We start from the raw sequence: 14,279 nt of genomic DNA, 5'->3' as shown, positions 1-14,279 counted from the left end.
CAACCGCAACTGCAACCGCAACTGCAACCGCAACCGCGACCGCGACCGCGACCGCGGTCAGCCGACCATCGCCCGCTCCTCCCCGGAGGGCACGGCGGGCGCCGCCTCACCCCTGGGCTCGGCCACCCGGTCCCGGGTCCCGTCCCGGTGGGCGGGGTCGTGGACCTCGCCGACCAGCTTCTCCAGGACGTCCTCCAGGGCCACCAGCCCCAGCACCGTGCCCGACGCGTCGGCGACGGCCGCCAGATGGGAGGCGGCCCGGCGCATCGCGGTGAGGGCGTCGTCCAGCGGAAGCTCCGCCCGGAGCGTCTCGATCGGATGCCAGACCCGCTGCGGCACGGCCCGCTCCGGGAACTCCAGCTCCAGGACGTCCTTCACATGCAGATAGCCCATGAAGGCGCCGCCGGGGCCGCGCACCGGGAAGCGCGAGTAGCCGGTGCGCACGGTCAGCTCCTCGATCTGCCGGGGGGTGACCGAGGGATCCACGGTGACCAGGCCCGCCGGGTCCAGGAGGACGTCGGTGATCGGGCGGCTGCCCAGCTCCAGGGCGTCCGCCAGCCGCGCCTGCTCCCCGGGGTCGAGCAGCCCGGCCTGCCGGGAGTCCTCGACCAGATGGGTCAGCTGCTCGCTGGTGAAGACGGCTTCGACCTCGTCCTTGGGCTCCACCCGGAACAGCCGAAGCACCAGCCGGGCGCACGCCCCCAGCAGCGCGGTGACCGGCCGGCACAGCCGCGCGAAGGCGACCAGCCCGGGGCCCAGCCACAGCGCGGTCTTGTCCGGCGCCGCCATGGCCAGGTTCTTCGGCACCATCTCGCCGATGACCAGATGGAGGAAGACCACCAGGGCGAGCGCGATGGCGTAGCCGAGCGGATGGATCAGCTGCTCGGGCAGATGGACGGCGTGGAAGACCGGCTCCAGCAGTTCGGCGACGGTCGGCTCGGCGACCGCGCCGAGGGTCAGCGAGCAGATGGTGATGCCGAATTGGGCGGCCGCCATCATCTGCGGCAGGTTCTCCAGGCCCGTGAGCACCGTACGGGCGCGCCCGGAGCCCTCGGCCGCGCGCGGCTCGATCTGGCTGCGGCGCACCGAGACCAGGGCGAACTCGGCGCCCACGAAGAAGCCGTTGGCCAGGACCAGCAGAACGGCGAAGAGAAGCTGTACCAGACTCATCGTCCGACCGCCTTCCCGGCCACGGCAGGGGCACTCGGCTGCACGGGCGGCGTACTCGTACGGACGATGCGCACCAGTTCCGCCCGGTGGTGGCCGACCTGCCGGACGGCCAGCTTCCAGCCGGGCAGCTCGGCGATGTCGCCGGGGACGGGGATCCGCGCCAGCAGATCGGCCACCAGCCCGGCCACGGTCTCGTACGGCCCGTCGGGCGCGTCGAGGCCGATCCGGCGCAGGGTGTCGACGCGGCAGCCGCCGTCGGCGTCCCATACGGTGCGGCCGTCCTCGGTGAGGGTCTGCACCAGGTCGGGGGTCTCCGCGGCCTCGTCGTCGTGCTCGTCGCGCACCTCGCCGACCAGCTCCTCGACGATGTCCTCCAGCGTGACCACACCGGCCGTGCCGCCGTACTCGTCGACGACCACGGCTATCGGCTGCTCGCTGCGCAGCCGCTCCAGCAGCGGCTGGACCGGCAGCGTCTCGGGGACCAGCACCGGGGACTGGGCGATCCGGCTGACGGGTGTGCGCAGCCGGTCGTCGGACGGCACCGCGAGGGCGTCCTTGAGGTGCACCATCCCGATGACCTCGTCCAGCCGGTCGCGGTAGACGGGAAAGCGGGACAGCCCGGTGGCCCGGGTGAGATTGAGCACATCCACAGCGGTCGCCGTGGAGTGCAGCGCGCTCACCCGCACCCGCGGGGTCATCACGTGCTGGGCGGTCAGCTCGCCCAGCGAGAGGGTACGGACGAACAGATCGGCGGTGTCCTGTTCGAGCGCGCCGGCCCGCGCCGAGTGGCGGGCGAGCGAGACCAGCTCACCGGGGGTGCGGGCGGAGGCCAGCTCTTCGGTGGGCTCCACGCCCAGCGCCCGCACCAGCCGGTTGGCCACGGTGTTGAGCAGGGCGATCACGGGCCGGAAGAAGCGGGCGAAGGCGTACTGCGGGCCCGCGACGAAGCGGGCGACCTGCAGCGGCCGGGAGACCGCCCAGTTCTTGGGCACCAGCTCGCCGATGACCATCTGGACGGCGGACGCCAGCAGCATGCCGAGCACGATGGCGACACCGGACACGGCGCCGTGCGGCAGCCCGGCCGCCTCCAGCGGCGCGGTTAGCAGATGGCCGAGCGCGGGCTCGGCCAGCATGCCGACGATCAGCGAGGTGATGGTGATGCCGAGCTGGGTGCCGGAGAGCTGGAAGGACAGCTCGCGCAGCGCCTCGACGACGGTACGGGCGCGCTTGTCGCCCTCGTCGGCGGCTCGCTCGGCGTCCGGCCGCTCGACGGTGACCAGGCCGAATTCGGCGGCCACGAAGAAGCCGTTGGCGAGGATCAGGACGAGTGCCGCGGACAGCAGCAGGAGGGAAAGGGTGATGCTCATGCCGCCGCCTCGTGGTCGGCGGCGGCGCAGGTACTACAGGACGATCCGTCCATCTGCTGAGGGAGTCACTCCTCGGGTCGCAGGGGAGCCCGCCGGGGGCGCCACGCGGGCGTGCGCGCTGGAGAGGCGGGGCGGGGCACCGTTCGGCCCCGGCAACAGAGTAATCAAGGATGGGGCATGACGGGCAGGCCCCTCACGCCGTTGGAGTGCCGATCCGCTCGTCGGCCGGTTCGTGGGGCCCGCCCGGCAGGGGGCGGAAGCGGACGTAAAGGGGCTGCTCAACACCGCCGGGGCCGGGCGGTACGGCCGGGTGGCTCAGTCCGCGGCACGGCCCGTCCCGTGCCGCTCGGCGAGGGCGCGCAGGGCCCGCGCGTCGCTGATGGCGTGCGCCTTGGCGATGCCCGGCTGAATGCCCATCGCGGGCAGGCTGGTGCCGTCGGCGAGGTCCAGATAGACCCAGGGGTCGCCGGGGCGCAGATTGACCCGGAGCACCTCCGCCCACTCCAGCCGGCGCTTGGTGGTGAGGTTGACCACCGTCACACCGCCCTCCTCGGCCACCACCTTGGGGCGGCTGAGCAGCGTCAGCACCCCGAAGAAGAGCAGTCCGGTGAGGACGAAGCTGGCCCGCTCCCCCGGCCCCAGCCGCTCCAACAGCAGGGCTACGGCCGTGAGGACGACCAGGACGGCGACACCGACGGTCATCAGGACGGCCCGGGTCCTGGTCGGCCGGAAGGTGACGGGGAGGGCGGGGGCGGGCGCGGCGGCGGACACCTGGTCGGCCTCTCGGATGGCAGGGATGGGAGGGATGGGAGGGAACGGGATGGGGGCAGGGACGGGGCGGGCCGTCAGAGGCGGCAGGCGTGGATGCCGGTGGTGAGGATGGCCCGTGCCCCCAGCTCGTAGAGCTCGTCCATGATCCGCTGGGCGTCCTTGGTGGGGACCATCGAGCGGACCGCGACCCAGCCCTCGTGGTGCAGCGGGGAGACGGTGGGCGACTCCAGGCCCGGGGTGAGCGCCACGGCGCGCTCCACCTGCTCCACCCGGATGTCGTAGTCCATCATCACGTAGCGCCGGGCCACCAGGACGCCCTGCATCCGGCGGAGGAACTGCTGGACCTTGGGGTCGTCGCTGGGGTCGCCGGTGCGGCGGATGACGACCGCCTCGGACTCCAGGATGGGCTCGCCGATGATCTCCAGCCCGGCGTTGCGCAGGGTGGTGCCGGTCTCGACCACATCCGCGATGACCTCGGCGACACCGAGCTGGATGGCGGTCTCGACGGCGCCGTCGAGGTGGACCACGGCGGCGTCCACACCGTTGTCGGCGAGGTGCTTGGTGACCAGTCCGGCGAAGGAGGTGGCCACGGTCATCCCGCCGAACTCGCTGACGTCCTTGGCCGTGCCGGGACGGGTGGCGTAGCGGAAGGTGGACCCGGCGAAGCCGAGCTGCATGATCTCCTCGGCCTGGGAACCGGAGTCCAGCAGCAGATCGCGGCCGGTGATGCCGATGTCGAGCCGGCCGGAGCCCACGTAGACGGCGATGTCGCGGGGGCGGAGGAAGAAGAACTCCACCTCGTTCTCCGCGTCGACCAGGACCAGCTCCTTGCGGTCCTTGCGCTGCCGGTAGCCCGCCTCATGGAGCATCGCCGACGCAGGCTCGGACAGTGAACCCTTGTTGGGGACGGCGATGCGCAGCATGAGTGCTCTTTCCTTCGGTGGCTCGGTTGGCTCGGTGGCTCGGTTGGCTCGGCCAGCTCAGTGGCTCGGCCAGCTCGATAGCGGGGGTGCGGGTGTCCGACGGGGTGTTCAGAGGTGGGCGTAGACGTCGTCGAGGGTCAGCCCCTTGGCGACCATCATCACCTGAAGGTGGTACAGGAGCTGGGAGATCTCCTCGGCGGTCGCCTCGTCGCTCTCGTACTCGGCGGCCATCCACACCTCGGCGGCCTCCTCCACGACCTTCTTGCCGATGGCGTGCACACCGGAGTGGACCAGCTCGGCGGTGCGGGAAGTGGCGGGGTCGGCCGTGGCGGCCTTCTGCTGGAGCTCGGCGAAGAGCTCCTCGAACGTCTTCTTGGGCATCGTGTCCGTCATCCTACTTGGGTCGTGTGACGCCCCTCAGCGCCAGGGTTCGGCGACCGAGCGCAGGGTGGTGGCGGTGGCGACGGCCGCGGTGACCGCCTCGTGGCCCTTGTCCTCGCTGGAGCCCGCGAGCCCGGCCCGGTCCAGGGCCTGCTCGTCGGTGTCGCAGGTCAGCACGCCGAAGCCGATGGGCACACCGGTGTCCACGCTGACCTGGGTCAGCCCCTGGGTGACGCCCTGGCACACATAGTCGAAATGCGGGGTGCCGCCGCGGATGACGACGCCCAGGGCCACGATCGCGTCATAGCCGCGGCCCGCGAGCACCTTGGCGACCACCGGCAGTTCGAAGCTGCCCGGCACCCGCAGCACGGTGGGCTCGTCGATGCCGAGCTCGCCCAGCGCGCGCAGGGCGCCGTCGAGCAGCCCGTCCATCACCTTCTCGTGCCACTGTGCGGCGATGACGGCGACGCGCAGGTCCCCGCAGTTCTTCACGGACAGTTCGGGGGCGCCCTTACCGCTCACGTCTCTCCTCGGTGTTTCTCGTGCTTCTGGTGTTTCTGGTGCTTCTGTGGTGGTGCGTTGGTGTGGCTACTGGTTGCCGCAGGCCGATACGGGCTCGGCGCGGTCGCCATCCAGCCAGGGCAGGTCATGCCCCATCCGGTCCCGCTTGGTGCGGAGGTAGCGGAGGTTGTGCTCCCCGGCCTGGACGGGCATCGGCTCCCGGCCGGTGACCCGCAGCCCGTGCCGGACCAGCGCCATGGTCTTCTCGGGGTTGTTGGTCATCAGCCGCAGCGAGCGCACGCCGAGGTCGGCGAGGATCTCCGCGCCCGCGGCGTAGTCCCGCGCGTCGGCGGGCAGGCCGAGCTCCAGATTGGCGTCCAGGGTGTCCCGGCCCAGCTCCTGCAGCTCGTACGCGCGCAGCTTGGACAGCAGTCCGATCCCGCGCCCCTCATGGCCGCGCAGATACAGGACGATGCCCCGGCCCTCAGCGGTGACCCGCTCCAGCGCGGCGTGCAGCTGGGGGCCGCAGTCGCAGCGCAGCGAGTGGAAGACATCGCCGGTGAGGCATTCGGAGTGGACCCGGACCAGCACGTCCTCGCCGTCCCGGAGGTCGCCCTGGACCAGCGCGATGTGCTCGACGCCGTCGGCCGCGCGGTAGCCGTACGCCCGGAAGTCGCCGAAGGCGGTGGGCAGCCGGGTCTCGGCCTCGCGCCGCACAAGCGGCTCGGCGGGCTTGCGGTACGCGATCAGGTCGGCGATGGAGACGATCGCCAGGTCGTGCTTGTGGGCGAAGGCCACCAGGTCGGGCAGGCGCAGCATGGCACCGTCCTCCCCCGCGATCTCGCAGATCACGGCGGCCGGGCGCAGTCCGGCCAGCCGGGCGAGGTCGACCCCGGCCTCGGTGTGGCCGTCACGCTCGAGCACCCCGCCGGGGCGGGCGCGCAGCGGGAAGATGTGGCCGGGGCGGACGAGGTCGCCGGGGGTGGTGTCCGGGTCGGCCAGCAGCCGCAGGGTGGTGGCCCGGTCGGCGGCGGAGATACCGGTGCTGACCCCGTGTTCGGCGGTGGCGTCGACCGAGACGGTGAAGGCGGTCCGCATGGACTCGGTGTTCTCCTCGACCATCTGCGGAAGCCGCAGCCGGTCGAGTTCGGCGGTCTCCATGGGCGCGCAGATGAGGCCACGGCACTCGTTCATCATGAAGGCGACGATCTCGGGGGTGATCGTCTCGGCGGCGGCGACGAGGTCGCCCTCGTTCTCCCGGTCCTCGTCGTCCACGACCACCACGGGGCGGCCCGCGGCGATGTCGGCGATGGCGCGCTCGATGGGGTCCAGCGCCAGTTCGTCGGGCCAGTGCGCGGTGCGCAGGGAGGCGGCCGGGCCGTTGCTCGGCTGCGGGTCGTCGGTCACCGCGTATGCCTCACTCATGATGTGGCCTCCTTGTCCTGCGTGCCGTTGTCCCGTCCGAGCAGCCGCTCGACGTATTTGGCGAGTACGTCCACCTCGAGGTTGACCGGGTCACCGGCCTGCTTGACCCCGAGCGTGGTGAGCGCGAGGGTCGTCGGGATGAGGCTGACGGTGAAGTAGTCGGGGCCCGCGTCCACGACGGTGAGGCTGATGCCGTCCACCGTGATGGAGCCCTTCTCGACGACATAGCGGCTGAGTTCGGCGGGCAGCGAGATCTTCACGATCTCCCAGTGCTCGGAGAGCTTGCGGTCCACGATGGCGCCGGTGCCGTCCACATGGCCCTGCACGATGTGGCCGCCGAGCCGCCCGCCCAGCGCCATCGGGCGCTCGAGGTTGACCCGGGAGCCGATGTCGAGCGCGCCGAGACCGGAGCGGTTCAGGGTCTCGGCCATCACGTCGGCGCTGAACCGGGTGCCCTCCGCGTCCTCGGTGATGTCGACGACGGTGAGACAGACGCCGTTGACGGCGATGGAGTCGCCGTGCTTCGCCCCTTCGGTGACGACGGGGCCGCGTACCTGGAAGCGGGACGCGTCGCCCAGGTGCTCGATGGCGACGATCTCACCCAGTTCTTCGACAATTCCGGTGAACACTTCAGTTCTCCTCGGCGAGGGGGGCGGGGACGGCAACGGGGACGGCGATGGGGACGGCGGTGACGCGCAGATCGGGACCGAGCCGGGTCACATCGGCCGTCTCGAGGCGCAACGCCTGCGCGATGGTGGTGATTCCGGCGTCGGCGAGGGCGGCGGGGCCCGCGCCGAGCAGGACGGGGGCGAGATAGCCGACGACCTTGTCGACGGCGCCCGCGGCGAGGAACGCCCCGGCGAGGGTGGGCCCGCCCTCCAGCAGGACGGAGCGCACCCCGCGGCCGTGCAGCTCGGCCAGGAGCGCGGGGATCCGGAGGCCGGTTTCCGCGCGCGGCAGCCTTACGGTCTCCACGCCCGGCCGCCGCGGCAGATGCGCGATGCCCGCGTCCTCGGCGACGGCGATCAGCGTGGGCGCGGCGTCGTCCAGAACCCGGGCACCGGGCTTGACGGTGGCGCCCGTGTCCACGACGACCCGCAGCGGCTGGGTGGCGCCCTCCCGGTCCCGTACGGCCAGGTGGGGGTCGTCGGCGCGCAGAGTGCCGGAGCCGACGACGACGGCGTCGGCCTCGGCACGCAGCCGGTGCACATCGGCGCGGGACTCGGCGGAGGTGATCCAGCGGCTGGTGCCGTCGGCGGCGGCGCTGCGGCCGTCCAGGGTCGCGGCGAACTTCCACAGCACGAAGGGGCGGCCGCGGCGCATCGCGGTCAGCCAGGGCTCGTTGACCGCCTCGGCCTCCTCCGCCAGCAGTCCGGCATCGACCTCGACCCCGGCGGCTGCCAGGGTCGCGGCGCCGCCCTTGGCCTGGGCGGTGGGGTCGGCGACGGCGTAGTGGACCCGGGCGATCCCGGCGGCGACCAGGGCCTGCGAGCAAGGGCCGGTGCGGCCGGTGTGGTCGCAGGGTTCGAGGGTGACGACGGCGGTGCCGCCTCGGGCCCGCTCCCCCGCCGCGCGCAGCGCGTGGACCTCGGCGTGCGGTCCGCCGGCCCGCTGGTGCCAGCCCTCGCCGACGACGCGGCCACCGGCGTCGAGGATGACGCAGCCGACGACGGGGTTGGGGCTGGTGTGGCCGAGGCCGCGGGCGGCGAGCGCGACGGCATGGCGCATCGCTTGGGCTTCGGCTGCGGTGGCCACCGGGTCCTCCTGCCTCTTCGGGCACGGACTCCGGGGCTGTCGAGATGACACGGAAGCGGAAACGCCGCCGCCAGCACGCCGGGATCGGCAAAGGTCCGCATCCCTCATACGCGAGGGCGAACCGCCGAGGCGGCGCACCGGTGATGTCGCTACCGCCGCGCACTGCCTCCCATCCGGACTTTCACCGTCGGTCCAGGAATTTCACCTGGTCAACCGGCCGCTGGCGGCGGACGGGTCGCGGACTGTAACCGCCGGTTCGGATTTTCACCGACCCCGGAGTGCGCTGACGTCACTGGTACGCGCCCAGTCTGCCACGACCATCGGCCCAGCTGGGAGGCCACCCCCGTGTGGCCTCCCTCACCCACCCAAGCCCCGGAGGGGCCCCACGCCCCGGTCCGGGCCGGATCCCCCACCCCGGTCGGGAACGGTTTCCCCGCCCGACGGTCAGGACCGGTTCCCGCACCCGAGCCCGGGAGGGATCCCCCACCCCGCCCCTTCCCGAACCGGGGGCAGGCCCCCGAGCCCCCTTCGGGGGCGCCCTCCACACCACGGAACCCCGCCAAGACCCCGACGCCCCACAGGTGACGGGTGGGGATGGGGCCCCCTCCCCGAAACCGGGGGCAGGCCCCGAACCCCGCCCGGGGCGCCCTCCACACCACGGAACCCCGCCAAGACCCCGACGCCCCACAGGTGACGGGTGAGGGTGGGACCCCCTACCGCTCGCAGGGTGCCCGGACCTCGGCGGCCTGAGCCGCGGCGGGGGGCCGGGGGCCTGCCACCGGATCGGGAAGGGGCGGGGCGGGGAGAAACGCGCCCGGCACCGCCGCAACCGGTGACCACCGGCCCGCCCCCGACCCCCGCCGGGGCCTGTCACCGGAGCGGTCAGCCCTGGGCGATGCTGTCGAGCTGTTCCACCGCCGGCCGCAGGGCCCACAGGTCGCCGCCGGGCGGGGTCTGGAGCTTGGGCAGCGCCGCACGGGCCTTGCGGTCACCCGCGTCGGCCGCCGCGTGGACGATGTCGCTCGCCGCGTAGGCGCGGAAGTCGAGCTCCGGGTACGGCCAGGGCGCGGTGCCCGTGGCCGCCGGGAGCAGGACATCGACCGCCTTGAAGAGGTTCGCGCCACCGGGCCCGGTGTAGTGCCACAGGTCCACCCCGACGTGCTTCCCGATGGCGGCCATCCGGGTGTACGCGACCAGGTTGAAGGTCGAGTAGTGGAAGCTCCGGGTGCGCTCCAGCTCCTGCGGCTGCGTGCCGTCGGCCGCGATCTGCGTGTCGATGCGCTTGGTGCGGGCGTCGCGGAGCACCTGGCGGGCGCGGTCCCGGTCGCCCACGGCGGTGGCGATGGCGGCGACCTGCATGTCGTAGAAGGTGCCGTGGTTGTTCTCGGCGGCGCCCTCCTCCTTGCCGAAGTCGCTGTTCACCAGCCAGTCCAGGAACTGCTTGTTCCAGGTGCGGAAGCCCGCGTGGTCGCTGTTGGACCAGCCGGGGGCGCCGGTGTCGAGGAGCGCGGCGGCGTCGAGGAGGCTGGTGAAGGCCTGGGAGAAGTCGATGATCCCGATCGAGCGGCCGTCGTACATGCAGGGGATGAACTGCGCGTGGTTCAGGTTCGGGTTCATCCGGGTCTCCGGGGTGATGAACCAGGTGCGCAGGATGTCCGCGGCGTGCTCGGCGTAGGCCCGCTTACCGGTGTAGTACCAGGCCAGGGAGAGCTCGTAGGCGGACTCGAAGACCTTCCCGACCTCGGGACGGTCCGTCATCTTGTCCACGTCGGGGTTCCGTTGGCCATCCTTCTGAACGTAAGGGCAGCCGTACGGATTGTCCTCGGTCTTGGGTTGACTGGGCCACCAGTAGGGGGCCTGGCTGAAGTAGTCGTGTTTGTCGCCGCTGGGCGGCACCTGGTCCTTGTCGGTGACCGTCCAGGGGCCCTGCTTCATCCACTGGTCGGCCTGGGTGGTCAGATCACGTACGGTCCGCCGCAGATTCCGGTCTCCGAGCTGCAGTTTCAGCTTGGTGAGGGACAGTCGGGGCCCGTCGAGCACCACCGTACGGGGCACCGGGCCGGAATGCCGGACGCGCTCGGCGCCCTGCGCGGAGGGGGCGGCGGGGATCGCCAGGACGGCCAGGAGGGCGGCGGCGACGACGATCGCCCGAGCGATCCGCCCGCGTCCCGCTGGAGGTGCACCCATCGAGCACTCCAATCAGATAGCTGAACGCTATTCAGAATTGAGATCGGGCTCAGAGTAAGACGGCTCCATGGGCACGACAAGAGATCGCACAGGAATCCGCTCTCCCCCACCGGGGCGGCCAACCGCCGGGCCACGGCGGCCTACGGAGCGCCGAACAGCTCGTTCTGCGTCGCGTCCAGCGCCGTCAGCACGGCACCCCGCAGCACCCCGCCGCCGCCCACCACCCCCGCGCGCACCCACGTCCGCAGCGGCGACAGCCGGGCCACATGCTCCTCCACCCGCCGGGCGAGCCCCTCGCCCCCGGCCCGGCCGACCTCGCCGCCGAGCACCGCGCACCCCGGGTCGAGCACCGCGCAGATCGCGGCGACGCCCAGCGCGATACGGGCCGCCAGCGCGTCCAGGAACGTCTCGCCCCGCTCCCCCGCCTCCAGGGCCGCGCGGATCACCGCCTCCGCCGCGCCGGAACCCTCCGCTCCGCCCCCGTGCAAGCCGCCCGCCGCGGCCTCCAGACCATGCTGCTGGGCGAGTTCACAGACCGCGGCGCTGCCCACCAGGGAGTGGAATCCGCCGTCGCAGCCGGTGGCGGAGGGCAGCCCCACGGTGCCCGGCACCGGCAGAAAGCCGATCTCCCCGGTGCCGCCGGACGCACCGCGCCGCAGCACCCGGTCCAGCACCACGGCCGCGCCGATGCCGTGGCCGAGCCACAGCAGTACGAAGGTGTCGCGGTCGCGCACCGCGCCCAGCCGCTGTTCGGCGACGGCGGCGAGATTGACCTCGTTCTCCAGCAGCACCGGTGCCGCGAGACCGCCGTGCAGCGCGGTGGCCAGCTCCCGGTGCCAGGAGGGCAGCCCGCCCGGGGAGTTGAGCTCCCCGGTGGCGGGGTCGATGAGGCCGGGCATCCCGATGCCGATGCGGTGCAGCGGCGCCGCCCCGGCCCGCTCGGCGGCCCGCTCCACCAGGGCCACCACGGCCGCCGCGGTATGCGCCGGATCCACGTCCGGGGCCACCGGAAGCGACTCCTCCGCCACGGTCCGGCCCAGCAGATCGGCCACGCACACGGCGACACCGTCCGTACGGACATCCACCCCGGCCACATGCGCGCTGTCGGCGACGAGCCCGTACACCCGGGCGTTGGGCCCCCGGCGCTCCGCCCCCGACTCCCCCACGACCGCCACCAGTCCGGTCTGCCGCAGCCGCTCGACCAGGTCCGCGATGGTGGGACGGGACAGCCCGGTCAGTGACTTGAGCTCCCCCGCGGTCAACGGCCCCTTGTCCTTGAGCAGGTGCAGGGCGAGGCGGTCGTTGATGGCCCGCGCCGTACTCGGAGAGGCGGTGCGGCCCGCCACGGACGCCTTTGTCGAGGTCATGCCGGGATCCTTCCAGAAGGCCGTGGGAAAAGCTCTATCTATCAGGGAGCCTTCCTGATAGTTTCCGGTGGGCCACGGCACAGGCCGAGCACAAGCACGGGTACGGGTACAGGTACGGGCACGGGCACGGGTGTACGGGCACGCGGGTACGGACGCGGACACGGGTCGGCGCTACGGGGAGGGTGCGACAAGTATGGGCAGGCTCAAGGAGTCCGGGGCGTCCGAGATGCGTCCGGTACGGCGGGCCCGGATCGCCGTGGCGGCGGTGTTCGCCGTGCACGGCGCGGTGACCGGCAACTTCGCCACCCGTATCCCCTGGGTCCAGGAGCGGCTGGACCTGAGCGCCGGTCAACTCGGCCTCGCACTCGCCTTCCCCGCCATCGGGGCCTCGGTCGCGATGCCCCTGGCCGGGCGGATCAGCCATCGCTTCGGCGCCCGCGCGGCACTGCGCGGACTGCTCGCCCTGTGGACCGCCTGGCTGGTGATGCCTCCGCTCGCGCCCGGACTGGTCTGGCTGTGCGGTGCGTTACTCATCTTCGGCGCGACCGCCGGGATGTCCGACGTCGCGATGAACGCCCTCGGTGTGGAGATCGAGAACCGCCTCGGCCGCTCGATCATGTCCGGACTGCACGGCATGTGGAGCGTCGGCGCGCTCACCGGTTCGGCGGCGGGCACGGTCGCCGCGCATGCCGAGGCCGACGCCCGGCTCCACCTCGCCATCGCCGCCGGGATCCTCACGGTGCTCGGCGCGGTGGCCTGCCACTGGGTCCTGGACCTGCGCAGCGCCCCCGAGGAGCATCCGCCGCCCCACTTCGCCCTGCCGCCCCGCTCCGCGCTGATCATCGGCGCGGTGGGATTCTGCGCGGTCTTCGCGGAGGGGGCGAGCCTGGACTGGTCGGCGGTCTATCTGCGCGACGCCCTGGACACCTCTCCCGGCCTCGCCGCCGCCTGCACCACCGTCTTCTCCTGCACGATGGCCGGCGCCCGGCTCGTCGGGGACGCGGTGGTGGGCCGCTTCGGGCCGGTGCGGACCGTACGGGCGGGCGGCGTCCTCGCCACCGCCGGGGGCATCCTCGTGGTCACCGCCTCCGGGCCCGCCCTCGCCATCGCCGGATTCGGCCTGATCGGCCTGGGCATCGCGGTCGTGGTACCGCTGGCCTTCGCCGCCGCCGGGCGCAGCGGCCCGGCCCCGAGCCAGGCCATCGCGGGCGTCGCCACGATCACCTACACCTCGGGGCTGATCGCTCCGGCGGCGATGGGGTCGATCGCGGATCTGACCTCGCTGACGATCTCGTTCTGCCTGGTCACGACGTTGGCGCTGGGGCTGGTGGCGGGGGCCGGGGTGCTGCGGACCCCGGCGGGGACGGACGCCACGGGCTCCGCCCCGCACTCCGACCCGTCGACGTCCCGGGCCACGCTCTCCTGACGGGGGGGCCGCCGGGGCGGGGCACCGACTCCGACTGACACCGCCATTGTTCGGCGAGTGCCGAAGGGATCCGCCCGTACGGTCGGTGATATGAGCGATACGAGCGACGGCCCGGCCCCCGACCGCCACACCGCTTTCCGCCGGCTCCACCACGGCGACCGGCCCCTGCTGCTGCCCAACGCGTGGGACCACGCCTCAGCCGCCGCCCTGGTCCGGCGCGGCTTCCCCGCCATCGGCACCACCAGCCTCGGCGTGGCCGCGGCGGCCGGGCTGCCGGACGCGACCGGAGCCGCCCGCGACGGCACCCTCGCCCTCGCCCGAGGCATCGCCCGGCTCCCGGCGCTGGTGACCGTCGATATCGAGGGCGGGTTCGGCGACCGGCCCGAGGAGGTCGCGGCGGTCGCGGCCGAGCTGGACCGGGCCGGGGTGGTCGGCGTGAACATCGAGGACGGACGCCCCGACGGCACCCTCGCGCCGTCGGCCCGGCAGTGCGCGATGATCGAGGCCGTCAAGGAGCGGGTGCCCCGGTTGTTCGTGAACGCCCGGACCGACACCCACTGGCTCGCCGCGATCGGTGGTGGCACCCTGCCCTCGCTGGCCACCACCGCCGAGCGCATCGAGGCGTATGTGGGGGCGGGCGCGGACGGGATCTTCGTACCCGCGCTCACCGATGAGCAGAACATCGGCGCACTGGCCGACGACCTCGGCGAGACCCCGCTGAACATCCTCTTCACGCCCGGCCGCCACACCTATGAGCGGCTGGCGGAGCTCGGGGTGCGGCGGATCAGCTGCGGTTCGCTGCTCTTCCGGGCCGCGCTGGACCATGCCGTCGAGCTGGCGTGGTCGATCGCCCGACCGGACGCCCCCGCCCATGCCGATCAGGCCGCCGGCCCGCCCGGCTACGCCGAGGCGCAGTCACTGGCCGACGACTTCGCCACGGCCGACCCCACATAGCTGCAAGACGCATATTTTCGGCCAACTAACATTGCTGCGAATCCCCCGTAGC

Annotated in this window: 13 protein-coding genes and 1 riboswitch; of the genes, 2 read left to right on the top strand and 11 right to left on the bottom strand. The window is 72.8% G+C overall.

Features of this window, described 5'->3' with window-relative positions; genetic code table 11:
• Positions 1–57 precede the first annotated feature (57 nt).
• From J2Z30_RS37840 to J2Z30_RS37790, 11 genes are all read right to left on the bottom strand, one after another.
• Positions 58–1,170 carry a hemolysin family protein gene (locus J2Z30_RS37840; protein WP_044568477.1) on the bottom strand — a complete coding sequence of 371 codons (1,113 nt, stop codon included), beginning with the start codon at positions 1,168–1,170 and terminating at the stop codon, positions 58–60.
• Complete coding sequence (locus J2Z30_RS37835) at positions 1,167–2,531, bottom strand: hemolysin family protein (protein WP_044581110.1); 1,365 nt, start codon at positions 2,529–2,531, stop codon at positions 1,167–1,169. Before J2Z30_RS37835 ends, J2Z30_RS37840 begins: the two co-directional genes overlap by 4 nt.
• 321 nt (positions 2,532–2,852) lie before the next feature.
• Complete coding sequence (locus J2Z30_RS37830; RefSeq protein ID WP_044568478.1) at positions 2,853–3,308, bottom strand: PH domain-containing protein; 456 nt, start codon at positions 3,306–3,308, stop codon at positions 2,853–2,855.
• A gap of 74 nt (positions 3,309–3,382) precedes the next feature.
• Complete coding sequence (gene hisG, locus J2Z30_RS37825) at positions 3,383–4,231, bottom strand: ATP phosphoribosyltransferase (protein ID WP_044568480.1); 849 nt, start codon at positions 4,229–4,231, stop codon at positions 3,383–3,385.
• Positions 4,232–4,339: 108 nt separating this feature from the next.
• Positions 4,340–4,612: a phosphoribosyl-ATP diphosphatase gene (locus J2Z30_RS37820; protein ID WP_044568481.1), complete on the bottom strand. Its 273-nt coding sequence runs from the start codon at positions 4,610–4,612 to the stop codon at positions 4,340–4,342.
• Between the two features lie 36 nt (positions 4,613–4,648).
• On the bottom strand, positions 4,649–5,134 hold the full coding sequence (gene ribH / locus J2Z30_RS37815) for a 6,7-dimethyl-8-ribityllumazine synthase (RefSeq protein WP_020867014.1): 486 nt from the start codon (positions 5,132–5,134) through the stop codon (positions 4,649–4,651).
• 66 nt (positions 5,135–5,200) lie between these two features.
• A complete protein-coding gene (locus tag J2Z30_RS37810; protein ID WP_245388881.1) occupies positions 5,201–6,538 on the bottom strand; it encodes a bifunctional 3,4-dihydroxy-2-butanone-4-phosphate synthase/GTP cyclohydrolase II in 1,338 nt (445 codons plus the stop codon).
• Complete coding sequence (locus J2Z30_RS37805; protein ID WP_044568483.1) at positions 6,535–7,167, bottom strand: riboflavin synthase; 633 nt, start codon at positions 7,165–7,167, stop codon at positions 6,535–6,537. The genes J2Z30_RS37810 and J2Z30_RS37805 overlap by 4 nt, the downstream gene beginning before the upstream one ends.
• 1 nt (position 7,168) lies before the next feature.
• Positions 7,169–8,293: a bifunctional diaminohydroxyphosphoribosylaminopyrimidine deaminase/5-amino-6-(5-phosphoribosylamino)uracil reductase RibD gene (ribD, locus tag J2Z30_RS37800; RefSeq protein WP_044568484.1), complete on the bottom strand. Its 1,125-nt coding sequence runs from the start codon at positions 8,291–8,293 to the stop codon at positions 7,169–7,171.
• A 155-nt stretch (positions 8,294–8,448) separates the two neighbouring features.
• Positions 8,449–8,579: riboswitch (FMN riboswitch) on the bottom strand.
• 596 nt (positions 8,580–9,175) lie between these two features.
• Positions 9,176–10,480, bottom strand: a complete 1,305-nt coding sequence (locus J2Z30_RS37795; RefSeq protein WP_044568485.1) for an alginate lyase family protein — start codon at positions 10,478–10,480, stop codon at positions 9,176–9,178.
• Positions 10,481–10,620: 140 nt separating this feature from the next.
• Entirely contained in the window at positions 10,621–11,847 is a 1,227-nt protein-coding gene (locus tag J2Z30_RS37790) for an ROK family transcriptional regulator (protein ID WP_044568486.1), read from the bottom strand.
• A gap of 193 nt (positions 11,848–12,040) precedes the next feature.
• Here J2Z30_RS37790 and J2Z30_RS37785 point away from each other — a divergent pair, with 193 nt between their 5' ends.
• On the top strand, positions 12,041–13,273 hold the full coding sequence (locus J2Z30_RS37785) for an MFS transporter (RefSeq protein ID WP_044568487.1): 1,233 nt from the start codon (positions 12,041–12,043) through the stop codon (positions 13,271–13,273).
• A 90-nt stretch (positions 13,274–13,363) separates the two neighbouring features.
• Positions 13,364–14,227 carry an isocitrate lyase/PEP mutase family protein gene (locus J2Z30_RS37780; protein ID WP_044568488.1) on the top strand — a complete coding sequence of 288 codons (864 nt, stop codon included), beginning with the start codon at positions 13,364–13,366 and terminating at the stop codon, positions 14,225–14,227.
• Positions 14,228–14,279 lie beyond the last annotated feature (52 nt).

This window comes from Streptomyces iranensis (genome assembly GCF_017874715.1).
Classification (GTDB): domain Bacteria; phylum Actinomycetota; class Actinomycetes; order Streptomycetales; family Streptomycetaceae; genus Streptomyces; species Streptomyces iranensis.
Note: the sequence above shows the minus strand (reverse complement) of the source record. Positions and strands in the feature narration are given on the sequence as shown.